At 30.0% G+C, this 16,973-nt stretch carries 11 protein-coding genes and 1 pseudogene; 1 reads left to right on the top strand and 11 read right to left on the bottom strand.

Features of this window, described 5'->3' with window-relative positions:
• Window positions 1-178: 178 nt before the first annotated feature.
• Window positions 179-1,639: a hypothetical protein gene (locus tag EV142_RS05950; RefSeq protein ID WP_132033489.1), complete on the bottom strand. Its 1,461-nt coding sequence runs from the start codon at window positions 1,637-1,639 to the stop codon at window positions 179-181.
• Window positions 1,640-1,651: 12 nt separating this feature from the next.
• On the bottom strand, window positions 1,652-1,876 hold the full coding sequence (locus EV142_RS05945; protein ID WP_127337561.1) for a hypothetical protein: 225 nt from the start codon (window positions 1,874-1,876) through the stop codon (window positions 1,652-1,654).
• Between the two features lie 1,255 nt (window positions 1,877-3,131).
• On the opposite strand from EV142_RS05945, the pseudogene EV142_RS05940 reads away from it, so the two are divergent.
• Window positions 3,132-3,604 (top strand): annotated as a pseudogene (locus EV142_RS05940) (IS982 family transposase); the annotation flags it as partial.
• On the opposite strand, the gene EV142_RS05935 reads toward EV142_RS05940, so the two are convergent.
• The 9 genes from EV142_RS05935 to EV142_RS05900 form a co-directional block, all read right to left on the bottom strand.
• Window positions 3,591-3,860, bottom strand: a complete 270-nt coding sequence (locus tag EV142_RS05935; protein ID WP_127337562.1) for a GNAT family N-acetyltransferase — start codon at window positions 3,858-3,860, stop codon at window positions 3,591-3,593. The pseudogene EV142_RS05940 and the gene EV142_RS05935 sit on opposite strands and share 14 nt — an antisense overlap.
• Before the next feature lie 487 nt (window positions 3,861-4,347).
• The gene (locus EV142_RS05930; RefSeq protein ID WP_127337563.1) at window positions 4,348-5,643 is read right to left on the bottom strand and encodes an HlyD family secretion protein; all 1,296 of its coding nucleotides are present in this window, start codon (window positions 5,641-5,643) and stop codon (window positions 4,348-4,350) included.
• Between the two features lie 2 nt (window positions 5,644-5,645).
• A complete protein-coding gene (locus tag EV142_RS05925; protein ID WP_127337564.1) occupies window positions 5,646-7,904 on the bottom strand; it encodes a peptidase domain-containing ABC transporter in 2,259 nt (752 codons plus the stop codon).
• Window positions 7,898-9,061: a JmjC domain-containing protein gene (locus tag EV142_RS05920; RefSeq protein ID WP_127337565.1), complete on the bottom strand. Its 1,164-nt coding sequence runs from the start codon at window positions 9,059-9,061 to the stop codon at window positions 7,898-7,900. Before EV142_RS05920 ends, EV142_RS05925 begins: the two co-directional genes overlap by 7 nt.
• On the bottom strand, window positions 9,061-11,925 hold the full coding sequence (locus EV142_RS05915) for a lantibiotic dehydratase (RefSeq protein ID WP_127337566.1): 2,865 nt from the start codon (window positions 11,923-11,925) through the stop codon (window positions 9,061-9,063). Before EV142_RS05915 ends, EV142_RS05920 begins: the two co-directional genes overlap by 1 nt.
• 84 nt (window positions 11,926-12,009) lie before the next feature.
• Complete coding sequence (locus EV142_RS05910; RefSeq protein WP_127337567.1) at window positions 12,010-13,164, bottom strand: lanthionine synthetase LanC family protein; 1,155 nt, start codon at window positions 13,162-13,164, stop codon at window positions 12,010-12,012.
• A gap of 15 nt (window positions 13,165-13,179) precedes the next feature.
• Window positions 13,180-15,582 (bottom strand): erythromycin esterase family protein, encoded by a 2,403-nt coding sequence (locus EV142_RS05905; protein WP_158286303.1) that lies wholly within the window; start codon window positions 15,580-15,582, stop codon window positions 13,180-13,182.
• Between the two features lie 244 nt (window positions 15,583-15,826).
• Entirely contained in the window at window positions 15,827-16,003 is a 177-nt protein-coding gene (locus tag EV142_RS24000) for a hypothetical protein (RefSeq protein ID WP_158286302.1), read from the bottom strand.
• A 623-nt stretch (window positions 16,004-16,626) separates the two neighbouring features.
• Window positions 16,627-16,809 carry a hypothetical protein gene (locus tag EV142_RS05900; protein WP_127337569.1) on the bottom strand — a complete coding sequence of 61 codons (183 nt, stop codon included), beginning with the start codon at window positions 16,807-16,809 and terminating at the stop codon, window positions 16,627-16,629.
• Between the last annotated feature and the right edge of the window lie 164 nt (window positions 16,810-16,973).

The following is a 16,973-nucleotide window of genomic DNA, read 5'->3' as shown; positions in this document are numbered from 1 at the left end:
TATACAGTATCTGCTTTTTAAACATAAATCTTAATCAGATAAAGGCAAACCCATAAAGTTTTAAAGCCGACATAAGCCGGCTTTTTATTGTGCCCGAAAAGACACTAAAATATATCGTTTTTTACAAGATAAATTATTTACGACATTTATATTTTAACTCAACTCTGTATTTCTTAATCTAGCTGCTCTTTTTTTTTACTCCGTTGCTCTGTAGCAGAAAAAAGGAGTAGCCGAACTGAAGCTGCGAGAAATTATTGTTGATATTATCCAGCTCATGGATCAATTTATACCTCAGGAACAGTTTCCCGGTGCTTGAAATGTCAACATTCACATCAACGTTAAAACTGTTCAGCCATTTATTTTTCGATGTCAGTTTCGAGTCTTCAATTGATTTCAGATTAATATTCGAATCAAAAGTGTCAAACCAAGAAAGCCTGTCCCCCAGAATAAAACTTACCCTTTTCTCCGGCAGCAGGTGAAAGTTACATTCAATTGGAATCTCCAAATTGCTTAAATAAGTACCGGTTTCTTGTAATGCGGTTTCCTTAATCCCGCTTCTTCCAAATAGGAACCCGGCGTTGAGATAGACATTGGCTTTGGCATTCTGGTTCTCAAGGGTCATCAGGTTGGCAATGCCACCGATTGCAAAATTTCTGTGCTGGTATAGTGAAAGGGGCGAATAATAATTTTCCGAAGAAAGCACATTTCCATTCTCGTCTTTTTCCTCATAGGTTTGAGGAAGCAGAAACTTATTATTTTTCTCAATTTTGGAATACTGGAATTTCGCATCAAAAAATTGGAAAAAACCGACTCCTTCAGCTAAAAAAAACGGAGGAAATAAAAGGCCCCAACACTTATTTCTCATATCAAACCTGCTAGTCTCTACATTGAAACGCTTATTGACTTCGGTCTGTATGATACCGTTTGGACTTGCTTCATCAAATACTCCGAAAAAATCAGTGTAGACTGTAGCCTCAAAAAGTTTCGATGATTCTTCTTTATACAGCTTGGCCGTTTTCTGGTTTTCATCCAGTAATACCAGCTGGGGAACCGGACTGATGTCATTTGCATTCACATCTACCTTCTTCACATATCGAATGACATCCGATGCGCTTATAAAAAGACTTCTCTTTTCGGCATCCTTATTATACTGAACCGGAGCTACTCCTTTGTTTCCATTTGCTGTAGCAAAAAATGCTTCCTCGAATCTTTCATTGCTGTAAAGCCTGTTGTCGGCAAACTGGCCTATATTTTTTGTTGCGCTGATACCTATGGAGAATTTATTATTGAAGGATACATCAGCACCTTTGACTTTACCGTTTACCTGTATTTTTTCTATAAACCCTCCATAAAAGGAAATTTCAACATTCACATCTGTAAGGGTGCCTGAAGGATTGAGATTCTTAAGATCTTCAGCTTTTTTTTTATTGAAGTAGACATTAATGAGATCTTCCTTTAAGTAGATTGTGGCAACTTGAGGTCTTTCATCCTCTGAGTTAACATACGACACAATCTGAGTAAACAGCAAAGCGATAGAGTTAGAAAGCACTGCAGAATCTATTGCATTGGCTGCCTTCAAATTATTTTTATCTGTAGCGTTATATCCAACTACTTCAATAATCTTAGGCTTCAGTTTCACTTCAAATTCAACCTAGGTCAGCGGCTTAAGTTTAAAATCTGATTTCTTCCCATCATAGGTCAATGTAAAATCATACAGGTTGTCGGCATCTAGTTTTACCTCGAGAATCATATCATATGAAGTAGGCTCTGTCCCTGCTTTAAAAAATGCAGCGATAAGGTCTCTCTTCACTAAATATTTCTGTGAAAACATACTGTAACACAGCAGCATGCAAATTAAAGTAATTATTCTTTTCATAAGGTCTAGTTTTTGGTTTATCTAAAATCTCTCGCAACCCCGCTTTTTTTGAAGAAGGAAGCTGCTACTCTAATTACTATGCTGCATAATCAAAAGTTTTAATCTCTTCACACCCTATAATCCCTTTTCTGCTTACTGCTTTTTCTAAAGCCGAAAAACTAAATCCGTCAGACTAATGTTTAAATAACTTATTTTTTAGCAATGAAAAATTGATTAAAAACCCTATTAATCGTTTAAATACTAAACTTCATATATTCTATAAATGACGTATTAATATTCAAAGGAAACTTAATCAGTAGAAGCTGATCCAAGCTTATTTCGATTCAATTTCATCACAAATAAAAAGGACAAAATATAGACAACCCATTTCTAGCATTTTTTGGGCTGGAGCTAAATTAGTTCTTTCACCTGCTTTCATTTACCATATCGAAATTAACTATAATCTGCGGATGCAAATCGCGTATAAATACTTGTTTTCTAAAAACTTTAAAATTCCAAACAACCTGATTTAAAGATTTCTAAACCGTAGATGATTATAGATGAACACCTTTTGAATTTAGCAGACAAAACATCATCAGAAATTATCTCTATGAGGAACATATTACAGGATTTACCTGAATTTAGAAAGCTACATGCAACAGATTAACTATAATACACTTGAAGGATTGCATTATTAGGATTATTAATATCGGAAGGTTGATGTTAAATTATGCGATCCAGCCTTAAGGGCAAATTGGCGAAAGCTGCCACAATCTTTATAAAATCTTTAAAATAATAAAGCGGTTCATCTAGTTTAAAACTTGCCTCAAACGGTATTTCGAGGCTAAACTGTTGCAGTTGGTTCATCGTTAGAAAGTTAATTGGTCGTGCTAAATTAAAAATTCACATACACTATTGCTAATTAACATATTAAACATAAAACCGCATAAAAAGTCAATAGATTTATTGGCATTTTAATCCTTTTTTTGACAGAAATTTTATATTTGTACGAAAATTTGAGATTTAAATTTGTACTGTACCTATGGGTGTATCAAGTTTAAAAAAAATCTAAAAACACAAGTAATTGCTGGGATCTATATATGGTTAGCGGTACCTCTTTCTCCGCGGAATAAAAAGCCCGTGCAAATACAGGGGGTTTTCTTGTTTTGATCCCAGAAGGCCAAAAGCATGAAAAACTAACCTTTTTCATTTTTTTCAAAAAGCCTCAAAAAGATGTCTTAAACCAGTAAATCCAAGGATTTACTGGTTTTTTTGCTTTATTCCCAATATGTTAGAGAAAAGTAGATTCAATAGGCGTCTTCATAAAATTGGAAAGCTTCTTTATGAGCTATTTGAGATTGTAAGTTCTTATTTAAAACCTTTTGCTGTGAAATGCAGTATATAATTGATTCTTTTCCAGTTGCGGTTTGTAATAATATGAGAATCACAAATTGCAAAATACTTAAGGAGAAGAAATGGAGAGGTTACACAGCAAGTATGAAAAGTTGTTTTTACGGGGTTAAAGTACAATTAGTGACCACAAAAGATGGAATACCAATAGCTTTTCATTTCACTCCAGGAAAAACAGCCGATGCAAAAGCACTTGGAAAAATGATAGATAAATTACCAGCTGAAGCTTCTATTTACGGCGATAGTGCGTATTTGGATTACAGTTTAGAAGATGCAGCATTTCAGAGAAAATGTGTGTTTTTGAAGATTCAAAGAAAATCAAACTCTAAAAGAATAGATGATGATTTGCAATAATTATAAATGCTCCTTCGCTGGGAATATTTAATAATTCTGAAGCATCAAATTGGACTTTCACACCAATTTTCGTTAAAACATAATTAGCAAAATCAGCACCCTCGAGATTGCTTCCCTCTTTTACAATAGTATTTAAATCATTGATTTTAAATACTTTCATTAAATAAGAGGAAAATCCAGGGATAGGAATTTTAGAAATGCCGGCTGCTTCAGAAAACTTTTCTTTGGATATCAAAGGCATGCGTATAGTTGTTAAGGTTGGATATGAAAATTAATAATAAAATATATTGAAAATAGCAATTGGTTATTCTTTATTTGAAATTAGTGCTGGTGCGTTAAAAAAAATTAAAATCATCAAAAATATTATATTATTAATCATTGACATTTTGATTGTTTTTAAATTCATTTAATAATTACCTAAAAGGAGTTTTGTCAAAATCTGATGTGATTAAAATTTGCATAATCTGATAGATTGATAATTCGCTTTTTTCATATTTTTCACACATACGCAACAATTAAATAGTTTAAAATGGCAATCCAAATGTGTATTTTGACAGCTTTTTATGAATATCCCTAATTTTTTATTACTGAATTTTGTTTTATCCATTTAAAGAATGTTACAATAGGGAATATTGATAATCATCACTGAAATAATCGATATTTCTTATAATATGCTCACTTAAAATATTCCTTCTTTTTTTAATTTTTGCCAATTCCCAAAACCTAATCTATACCTGTTCAAAAATACTTTTAAACTGATATAAGATTCTTTCGATTAAGCGTAAATCTTCTGTAACAATTTCAGCACTTCCTTTCATTTCCTGCTGAAATACGATTTCTTTTTTATAAGAAGTCTGTAATCCGTCAGGAAGGGCTACATCCAATAATAGATTCCCATCTTTATCGGGAACTAATGAAATATTCTGAATTTTGCCTTTTAAAACTCCAAATTCTCTGTCTGGGAAATTAGCTAATCTTATATTAACCTTTTGTCCCAATTTTATTTTTCCTGAGTTCAAAGCAGGTGCTTTAACTTTTCCGATAAATCCATTTTTAGTGACCGGAATAATAGAGAAAACATTATCACCAACATTTATAGTTTGGTTTTCTGTCCAAACCTGTAAAAAAGTAACCACTCCACTAATTGATGATTTTAGTGTATAAGTCATTTCCCAATCTTTTATTACTTTTTTAAGTTGGTAAAAAGATTGTGCCATGTTACGACCAAGGTTAACTTCCTCTTTAGTGCCGCTTATCTGCGAATTTTGACTTAATTTTGAATTGTCAATCAAAGAAGACCTCAACTGAGAAATAGACGATAAAAGTCCCTTGTAGTTCTTCTGAGCCTGAAGATAAACTAATTTTTTAGCTTCCATTTCCTGGGCCGAAATAATTCCTTTATTGAATAAGGTTTCAAAACGGGAAATTTCATTTTTCTGCAACTGCAATTCGCTTTCGTTAATAACTTTTTGCTGTTGTAGAATTTCCAGTCTTTCCTTGATCTGCACTTTTTCTGAAACCTGCGCTCTGTTTTCAACCTGAAAAGGCTGTAATTCTTTGTTTAATTGTTCAGCCTCATAATCTTTTTGAAAAACGGCAAAAGCAGTTTCAATTTCTCCCAATTGCGCATTTTTTAGCAAAGGAAAAGGAAAAGCTTTTTTTGAATCGTTGATATTATAATTATTAACGATTTTTTTTAATAAAAAAACATCATTGTAATTGGCTGTGCTTTCAATAATGGCCAAGGTACTATTTTTTGAAACTATCGATTTGTCTTTGACCAGAATAGCTTCGATTCTACCCGATGACTTTGAGACTATCTTCTCTGGTGGAATATTGGTTGTAATGACAATTTCGGTATTTACAACGTCCGGATATTTGATAAACCAGGACACGAAAAAAAGCATAAATATAATAGCAAATATCACAACAGTTCCCCAGCGTATCATCCAATGCGGTACTTTTGTTAGAATGTCCTGAACTTCTTCACTTCTTAATTCAAATGTAGTATTATCTTCAGCCATAATTAATTTCCTAATTGTAATTGATTTCGAACTAGCTCAAAATAATTTCCTTTTTGTTCTACTAAAGCGGAATGAGAACCAATCTCAATGATTTTTCCTTTATCCAAAACTACAATTTGGTCTGCATTCATAACTGTACTTAATCGATGTGCAATGACAACGACAGTTTTGTCTTTAAAGAAAATATCAAGTTTTTGCATAATTTCTTTTTCGTTATTGGCATCCAAAGCAGATGTTGCCTCATCAAAAAACAATATTTCAGGGTTTTTATAAACCGCCCTTGCAATAAGTAGTCTTTGTTTTTGTCCTGTACTCATTCCTAATCCTTCAGAACCTATCTTTGAGTTATATCCAAGAGGTAAACTGCTTATATATTCTTTAATATTAGCTACATCCGCAGCGTAAGCCAATCTTTCTTTATCAACCTTATCAACACCAATAGCTATATTATTGGCGATAGTATCACTAAAAATAAATCCTTCCTGCATTACTGTTCCAATATTTGATCGCCAGGCTTTTTGGGAAATGTTTTTTAATTTAGTACTCCCTATATTTAGTTCACCTTCATTAGGTTCATAAAATTTAAGAAGCAATTTCATCAATGTTGTCTTTCCACTGCCACTCGTTCCTACAATTGCGGTTATTTTCTTGGCTGGAATAATTAAACTGAGATTCTTGAGAACAGGAACATCAGAACCTAAATAACGATACGAAATATTATCAATTTTAATATCATCATTAAAAGGAACATCATTAGTTTGCAGAAATTCATGATCAGTTTCATCTTCTTTATCATGAATCTCAGATAACCTGGCCAATGCTATTTTTGCATCCTGAAGTTCTCTGACAAACTCTATAATTTGTATAATAGGCCCATTTAAACTCCCTACAATAGAGCTGATAGCCAACATCATACCAAGTGTAATCTCCCCTTCAATAACCAATTTAGCAGAAAGAAAAATTATTAAAATATTTTTCAATTCATTAATGACAGACGACCCAATAGTTTGGGTCTGCTCTAAAACTAAACCTTTTATAGAAACCTTAAAAAGCCTAGCCTGCACATATTCCCATCCCCAGCGCTTTTGTTTTTCAGCATTATGCAATTTTATCTCCTGCATTCCATTAATAAGCTCCATAACTTTACTTTGTTCTTCTGAAACTTGCGAAAATCGTTTGTAATCTAAATCCTTTCTCCTCTCTAAAAATAAAAGAATCCAGCCGAAATAGAGAATACTTCCTACAAAAAAAACAAAAAATATTTTGATGTTATAATAAGCTAAAACTCCGCCCATAACGAACATATTAATTACAGAGAACAAAACATTCAAAGATGAAGAAGTAAGGATTTTCTCAATTCTTCGATGGTCATTAATACGTTGCATAATATCTCCAGTCATTCGGACATCAAAAAATGAAATGGGTAAATTCATTAATTTAATGAAGAAATCAGAAATCAGAGAAATATTTATTCTTGTGGAAAGATGTAATAATATCCAACTACGGATAAGCTCCAAACCAGTTTTTCCTGCAAAAAGAAATAATTGTGCGAAAAGAATTAAATAAATAAAATTTATGTTTTGGTTCTGTATTCCAATATCAACGATACTTTGGGTTAAAAACGGAATGATTAATTGTAAAATACTACTGGCAAACAATCCGATAGCTAATTGCACCAAGAATGATTTGTATCGCAAGACATATTTTGACAGCATTTCAAATCCGAATCCTTTACGATCTTGTTCAAATTCCGATTCAAAAAATTTTGGAGTAGATTCAATTAATAAAGCAATTCCATCTTGGGTAAAATCAGTAGCATTATTTCCAATCCAAGATTTGGTAAATTCTTCTTTGTTATATTCCAGTAAACCACGTCCAGGGTCTGAAACTTTAAATACCTGACCTAACGACAAATCAAATTTAAATCCAATTCTACCTAACTTCTTTTTGATTTTTTCAAACTTTAGCTTCTTTACTTCATATAAAACTACATAGTGATTATTGTTCCAATGTAAAATGCAAGGCATTGGCATTTCATCAAGTTCAACTACCGATAATTTAGCCCCCAAAGTTCTAAATCCAATCTTCTCTGCAGCATCACTTAGCAGTAATAAATTACTTCCCTCACGGGTAGTTTCACTGTAATTCCTCAATTCCTGAATATTTACATTTTTACCGTAGTATTTGGAAATTATTTTTAAACAAGTTGGACCGCAATCCTTAGAATCTGCCTGAATAAAATTTGGGAATTTTTTTAACATATTCTATAGATGATACCTTCTTGTAATAATAAATAAAGTAATTCTTCGGATAATTCTTCTTCAAAATGAACTTTCATATTCTCTAAGTTAAGAACACTATCATTATTGAGAAACAGTTTTAAATTAGAAAAATCACCTTCAATTTCGACTTTTTTAGTTCCATATAGAATTAAACTTGTACCCTGAGAATAATTAATATTCGCATATTTTCTAAACTTAAAATCCGTTTTCTTAAAATCAACTTCTTCAAAAATACTATTTATAATATCTGTGTATTGGTAAAGTTCACTATATCTGTTTCTACTAATCAGTGTTTCTAAAAAAACAGTTAGTTGAGTTTGATCTAAACTATCTGTAAATAACTTTTTAATCTCCGTGACAGAAGACTGTTTAGTAATATTTTTACGAAAATTACTATCATTATTTTTGAGTGTTGTATGCATCAATTCAAAAAGGTCTACGAAAGTCTGAGGAAACAAACTTATAGTAAGATGGAGTGATGGTTCATCATTTGTATATACTTTGTGAGATACCCCTCGAGGCATATAAATCATATCTCCTGGCTGCAATGTAATTTTAATGCAGGAAGTATTTTCTGGGAGAGTATGGTTTATAGAATTCTTCAAAGGATAAACTTCCTTGGAATACTCATATAGCTCCCATGTTTTAGTTCCTGCTAATTGAATAATAAAAATTTCGGAAGTATCATAATGGAGAGGAAAAGCTTGACAATCTGACGGCGTGAGATATAAATTTGATGAAATATTTTTAATATAACCTATTTTTTTGCTAATCTCTATTTCAAGATCAAGGATATTACGACTGAACTTGGATATGTTATCAATAATAATAGAAGCCCCATCATTGAAAAGTTCCATCATCTTACCTATATTAATTTGATCTTCATTATAGAATTCATCATGAACACTATACTCTTTCTTAAGAATCTGTTTATCAATTTTAGAAACTCTCAAATTCTTTTCAGTCAAAATAGTAGATGTCAAAATTTCATCTAAAATTGAAGCAGATATTATCGAGTCATAGTAGCTAATGTTATTTCTTTGAATGTGCAGTGTCTTTTTGCCATAATAGTTCTCCATAAAATCCTGTAAACTAGAAGGGCTTATAATTTTTTCTAATAAATTATCGTTTATCATTACTCTATGTTTTTAGTTGTATATTTTAATTGATTCAAATAGCATTTTGCTAAATAGTACATTTTAAATTCATGAAATCTTTGATTCTCATTAAAAACCCTATTCACACCCATATGTAAAATAGCTGATATATAACTGTATTTTACCAGATAGCTATTATCCAAGGCATTATTAAGAACTATTTTAAATTCTGAATCATATAAAAAGTTCTTATAATCAAATAGATCTATTTCAGATTTAATTTTAGAAAAGTCTTTATTAAAAGATTTTCTCATATCTGCATTTAAATTAAACTCATTAGAAAAATAAAGTATATTATTCTCGCAAAACAATATCATTTCCTCAATATTAAGATCAAAAAACTTTAAATAATATTTTAGTTTCAGCACTGAGATAATAAATATTTCTTGTATCTCTAAGTCTTTCTTTAAAACATTTTCCAGTGTATCTATACTGTCTAGAGTGAAAAAATTCTCAGTAAGCAACATTAAATCCATTCCTCCATACCTGTAAAGTTCCTGTTTGTAAGGGAGTATCTGATATTTAATTACCCAATTCTGAACTTTTAATTGTTCCAATTTTGAGATAATAAATTTCTTTACTGCTGTTGAATTAGTTTTAAATCGTACTCTTAAATGATTATCAGGATTATTGTATCGAACAAAAAAGAACTGCTCTACTTTATTTTTCGAAATAATTTGATCATATATATAATTTAAGATTTCATTTTCTGCATATGTATTGCAATACAACTCAAAATACAGCCAATCTGCTAAAATTGGAGTATTATTAAACTCTGAAACATCTTCTGAAAAATTTAGATTTGTCTTTTTATTTTCAAATAGAGTATTTTTAACACTAACCATTAATTCATGAGAAAAATTATCATTATCTCTGGTAACTGCTGGGACAAACGAATCATACAGAAATTCTGTTACATATAATTTCTCCGTCTCTTTTAACCGTTCGAATAATAAGACTAAGTTATCTTCTCTTTCTAAGTCTATGATTATATTTCCTTTTGGGTCCTGCAGAGTTACTTTTGAAGTAAAAGAGTATCTTTTTATTATGCTCCATAAATAGTCTTTAAAATCTTTAAGATTCCAATTATCATGAACAAGCATAATTTGGGCAGGATGAAGTAGTATGTCATCCTGAAGATAAATTCTTGGCACATATTGCATTAATGTATCTTTATACAAATTAAAATCAAAATAAACAGAGTAAATCTCACCATCTTGTGATCTTAACTCATTTAAAAATTTATAAATTTCCGAAGAGGATGTTTTGTGGTTAATTGCTGAAGTAACTCTAGGAATAATTTCCTTGTTGTATTTTTTTGAGATAAGGATAAACTTTTTTCCATCATAACGTATAAAAATATCAGACAAGGGAATACTATTTGAGTTTACAGTACCCGAAGTATTTAATGCTACATTGTAATCATAATACTGTCGTTCTGCAAAAAGATTAATGCTTCTTGAATTAGAAATCATGTTGATTTCTGCAATAATTTTACCTTCATTAACCTTTTTTTCGTAGTTAACAATATCTTCAATCACTTTGTCAGTAACGTGACCAAACCTTGCTATTAAATTTATTGCAGAAGCTTCACCTAAGTGTTTAAAATAAATTATTTCTTTTCCAGTTTCTTTACAAAACAGAACTTCAAAAACAACTGTACAAGTTGCAGGAAGCCTTTTTCTGTTGTTTTCTATTTCTTCGCTAGCTTTTTTTGGCAATAAGAAGTGAACCTCACCTGTTTTAGCTAAAACAATTTTAGTAAGCAATTCCGAATTTAAAGTTTTATTTTTTTTGCTTTTAATTGAACTGTAATTTAAACCTGAATATGGATTAAATACCTTACCCAAAGGAACAAAACCATCATCAAAATTATGGTAAAATACACTTCCAAACTCAGTTAAACGTTCATTAATTGTATTACTTTTATTGTAATGGAGACAAAAATCAATGTAGTTTTTAATTTTATCTTTTATTTTTGAGTCTAGCACTCCAAAATTTTCTTCGAAAGAGGTTACATTATGCAATTGAGATCCTATATTATCTTCTTTTAAATCAGTATCTTGTTCCTTTATATATTCCTGAATAAAATTATCAAAATCATCAGATCTTTTCAAATGATGAACATTTTCACTGATTAAGGCAGACTTTATTCCTTTGAAATTAATTTTTAATTTCTTGTTATATGGAAAATAACTTACTTCATTAATGATAAGGCCAGCATTAATTATTTCTAAAAGGAAGTTATCTATTTCAGATTCCAGGAAACCATTTTCTAAAAGATCAATTACAACTTCTGCAATTTTAGCTCCTCTTTCAAATTTATTTATTAACCATTCTATATTTTCATCATAATCAATTTCAACAAAACTGGACTCAAAAAGTCCATTTGATTTAATCTCATATTTATAGAAACTGATTTTAGACTCACTTAAAAAGTGAATAGAGGGATTAGTGAAAAAAGAATAGTTTCTCCATTCCTCTTTTAATAAATTCTGAACTTTCTTTAAATAATAAAAACTATCAAAATCAACCTTTAATGAAAGAAAATCAGATTTAGATATATTTGTATTATCGCCCCATTTCAAACAGCTAACGCTGCTGAAAGTACCGAAAGGGACTGGATTAAAATGCGCTCTGGAAAAATATTTTCCTAGTGTGGAACTAATCTTAGCTGCTTTATTTTTTTTAATGTCTTCATATAATGTTCTTGAAGAAACCAAGAGAGATAAATGAAACAATTTATTTTCAGAGAAAAATTTAATCAAATCATCTCTATTTTTTTCATAAGACTGAATTGGTAAAGAAACTGCCCTTATAACTATGTGATCAAAAAACTGCATTTATATTAATTACTGATTTATAATGATTTTGTATCAATTGATAAAACACTACAAAGGAATGTCTAAAAACCTCGTTATTTTTTATCAGTAGATATTTAAACAGTTTAGCCAATCCGGCTTTATTCTATCATCTAATGAGAGTAAAACCAGACCTAATCCGGCTGACCCCTCTAATATATTCGTCTCCCCCAAGTAACCTTTATGATTCATCGCAAGAAAACTGGTGAAATCATTGGTTTGATCTCGTAAAATATCAAGCCATATACTGATGACACTCTGGTAATCTGACTCACTTCTTTTACCTGCCAGATAATACTGCATTATAATACCAGTAGTTCCATGACAGATACCGAAATCTTTAACTCCTGAATCGGTTAAGGAGATTTTTTTTGTAAATTCAATTAATTCAGCGCCTTCGATCTGCAATTTAGCATCTTTAAAAAACAACCCTGCGTTATATAGTGCATTACCTATTCCAAGATCTCCTTGACACCAAGATAGTCGAGATTGAGCAAAAGTTTTATTTTCTGTCAGGTAATGATTCGGATAAAATTGTTTTGATTTATCATTATAACCTTTGAATTTGTTTAAATAATCGATACATGTTCTAATTGATTCATCAAAATTATTTATTTGAACTTCTAAATTTTGTTTGATGTAAAGCATTATATTTATTACTCCTGCAATACCATGTGCCATACCAAAATAAATATAATGACACTTGTCTACACCATCTTCTCTAATCAATACTCCTTCTAAATTTTTAGATATTTTCCCGATTAATTCTGTTATATAATCAATCAAAATTCTTTTTATACTCTCATCTTTTGTTTGCTTAAATCTTTCAACAAAGTACATAGAAATACCTAAAGACCCATGCAAAAAATCATAGTCATCTTCATTAGCTTGTCCTGTCAATTCTTCTAGCAAAATTTCATCGAGTGACAAAAAGTAATCTTCATCTATATCAATTATCTCATTATTAATCCTCAATAAAACCCATCCATAACCTGCTAATCCTGAACAGAAAGATGGTAGAGAGACATTATCTGAGATGATATCATTAATCCTTTCGATAATTTTTATTAATTTTTCCTGAAACTCATTATTATTATCAATTTCTAAAAGTGAATTATAAAACAATGCAATCCCTGAAAGACCATTAAGTATACCTATTCTGTTTTCTTTGGGTACTGTTGCCCAAATTTGTTTTTCAATTTCAAAAACTATGTTCTGCATTTTCTTTATAAATATTTAAAACTTGATGTCTTCATCTTCCAAAAGAAAGTTATTATAATCCAAATTAACGGGATTATCTTTGATTTTAATATCTAATTTCAAACGGTCAATCGGGCGGGAAATTACCTCAACGTTATTGGTTAATATGTCTACCGACATCAAATCATAGTTAGTATTCAATTCGCTCAAAAGTTTCTTGTCTTTTTTGGATAAATATTTGTTTTCTACTTTTTCATTACAGTAATTCATAAAATATTTTCCATTCACTAATTTAAATGTCTCGGTAATCTTATGAGTTGATTCTATTATCACATTTTCCTGATCATTAGGTTGATCTGGATACAATACCACAAAATGTTCGAATTTCAATATAGCGAAGGACATTACATCTATATAAATATATCCTGTAGCTGACTTGGCAGGAGGGTTTCCAAAGCCAGTTGAAAATACATCGGGAGCTTTATTGATAAAGCTGATTACATAAACTTTTCTACCATTATACTCTATGATTTTTTCCTTTTGTAGATCAAATGAAGACGTCTTATAAAGTACATTTTGGTTGCTTAATAAGATGCTTCTAAAAATAATTACACCTAAATAACCAATTCCTTTCCAATTTTCCTTTGATTCAGTATTTGCAATATTCTTATATTGAAGTATCTCTCCAAAATAATTACTTGCAGGATCTTGAGAGACTTTAAAGCCATTGGGACTATAAGTATTTATAAAAGCTTTTTCATTAGACGTGAGACCACTTTGTTTTTTGGTTTGTGCTCTAAAAAAGAATTTCTGATTAAAAGGTGCCTGATAATAATTGTACTGGATAGCCGATTTAGCCTTTTTTAAGATTGTTTTCGCGGACAAATTATTCATTTTCTTTCTTGAAGAAGAAATCAAAACCTCATTCAAAGAAAATCCTATATCAGTTTCTTTCTTGAGCTTAATTTGCAATAATTCCTTATTGGATTTTTCTAACTGTGAAACTGATAGTGTATCAGAATAATAACCCATTGCTGAAATAATCAATTTATCATTAAAACTACTTTTTGGTATTGTAAAATGAAACATCCCTTTGTCATTGGCTACTACACTTTTATTACAATTCATTAGGTAGACATCTGCATTTGGAATAATTTTATCACTTTCTAAATCTAAAGTTTCACCAGATATCGAAAAATTCTGACTATCCGCAGAAGAAATGTCACGAGTTTTATAAGAGCTCAATGGAGGAGCAAATGCTGTTTTTATAAAAATCAAACCATCAAAAATGGAATTCCAATTTGCTTTTAAAGGCATATTTCCAAGTGCGGAACAATAATATTTTCCCATAAATTTTTTATCAAAATTAAGAAAGATTTTATCGTTGCTATCCTGAGCAAGAGTTTGCTCAACACTTTTTGCAGGTGGTGTTAAAATAGGATAAGACTTACCTTCCGCAATTCCGTATTCTCCTTCAAAACTCGAAAAAGCAATACTGTATATTTTACTTTTGAAATGATTCTTTAAAAACTCACCCATTGGATGTGCATCTCCAAGCATTTTTACATCTTCAAAAGTCGAAATGGGATTAACTGAATTTGTTTGCTCCAAAGCGACTTGCCTCTTTAGATAATCTTCGGTTATATCTGTATAATCAAAATCCTTGATACGATTTGAAAAATGATAAGAAGCTCCCCAACAAACCATTTTTTCGTTGGGATATAACTCTGTTAAAAATATAAGGTTTCTTGCCATCTGAGCATCTCTGGGATTTTGAAAAGCAATTTTATAGCCCTGTAAAACTTTGATATCAAAATCAACTTGAGCAATCTGACTCAGCACGACCTGCTTGATCATTTTCTCATCTTTACTAAGATTATGCATCTTTTGAAATGAACTTAATAGCAATTCATATTGTTGATATAAATAGATGGAATCTTTTTTATTATCAGCAAATTCTTTCAAATCCTTATCAATAAAAACTTTTTTTATTGTATTATATGTTTGATCATTAATAATAATTTGACGATCATTAAAAGTTTTTCTTAGATCATCAATAAAATATTTCTTAAACAATTCTCCTTTCTCTTGCGAATCAAAACCTATGATTTTAATTGAATCTTTTAAAATAGCTCTACGATCAATATGATCTAACAATTTTTGAAACGATTGAGTTGTTGACCATAAGGAATAAATGCTTTGATAATAAATTGATGAAGTTGCTTTCCCTGTAGAATATAATTTCCACGCCTTATAATTTTCATACATCCCGCTTTCAAAAACGATTGTATTAAACTTTCCTTTATTTGTTAGGTATTTAATAATTTTGACCTTTTCCTCGAAAGTAGCTCCATCGCCATGACTTTGTTCTCCTAATAAAACGACTTGCTTGTTTTTTAGAATTTTTTCCAAAAAAGAATAATCATTTTTTTCACTCATCGAATAGAGTTTAGAGCCAAAAGAATATTGGGCAAACATAGAAGTTGAATTCATTACAATTCCTGCAAAAATCATAAAAAACCTTATACAAAAAGTATGTGGAATTACTAATCTAACTTTCTGCAATAAAGTAGCACCTAACGAAAAAATATCCATAGAAAATAGTAAATAACATGTTTAAAAAAAGGAACTACCTAAATAAAGGTAGTTCCTTTAAACAATTGGTCTTTTTGTTATAATTATTTTATTGAAGATATGGCTCCATGTCACAGCTTGAACAAGATAGTGTAACTGTTTTTTCATTCCAACATTGAGTTGAATCACTACAGCTCCATAAAGATAGAAAACCACCTTTAACTGCTTTTTGCTCTTCTTTAGAAACTTTTTTAACTTTTAAATTTTTTAATGCTAATTTTTTCATCGTTCTTTTTTTAGATGATTAATAAATAATTTACATTTCTAAAATATTCACATTTTTCTCTAATTTTTCATCACGTGCACTTGATAATTATTAAGAAAACTATAGTGAGATTATTTTTACCAAAAGTAAAATTATAAATAACATAAAAAAATTTTAAGAATAAAAATTTTAAGAAAATACATTGTATTTTCTTAATTTTATAAAATAAAATATTTTTTTTAAGATATGTTACTAAGTTCTTTTATAATTTTTTACTTTTTCCTCGAAAGTAGTCTCATCTCTATGCGTTTGCTCTCCTAAATAAAACAATTTCCTTTATTTTCTAAAAGAGAATAATCATTTTTGCATTGATTAGATATGATTTGGAACTAAAAGTCTCCTGAGAAAACATAAATGTTTGAGTTCATTAAAAATACTGGTATAAATAATAAAATGTACGACATAAAATTATGTGATAAAACAGCTATAATTTTTTGCCATAAATTAGTACCCAAGCAAAGAATATTAATCAAGAGGATTTTAATATTCAATTTATAAGAAGGAAACTACCTAAATGAAGGTAGTTCCAATAAATAGATTTTATAAGTATTACCTTATTTACAAAACATTAATTGATTAAATCATTATGCTTGCCCAAAATCACAGCTAGAACAAGATAATGTAACTGTTTTTTCGTTCCAACATTTGGTTGAATCGCTACAGCTCCATAAAGATAAAAATTCTGCCTCTTGTCCACCTTTAACTGATTTTTGTTCCTCGTTGGAAACCTTTTTAACTTTTAAGTTTTTTAATGCTAATTTTTTCATCGTTCTTTTTTAGATGATTAATAAATAATTTACATTTCTAAAATATTCACATTTTTTTCCAAATTTTTTTATCACGTGCACTTGATAATTACTAAGGAGACTAAAGTGAGATTATTTTTGCCAAAAGTAAAATTATAAATAACATAAAAAAAAATTAAGAATAA

Source organism: Flavobacterium circumlabens (assembly GCF_004345565.1).
In the GTDB taxonomy this organism is placed as follows: Bacteria; Bacteroidota; Bacteroidia; order Flavobacteriales; family Flavobacteriaceae; genus Flavobacterium; species Flavobacterium circumlabens.
Note: the sequence above shows the minus strand (reverse complement) of the source record. Positions and strands in the feature narration are given on the sequence as shown.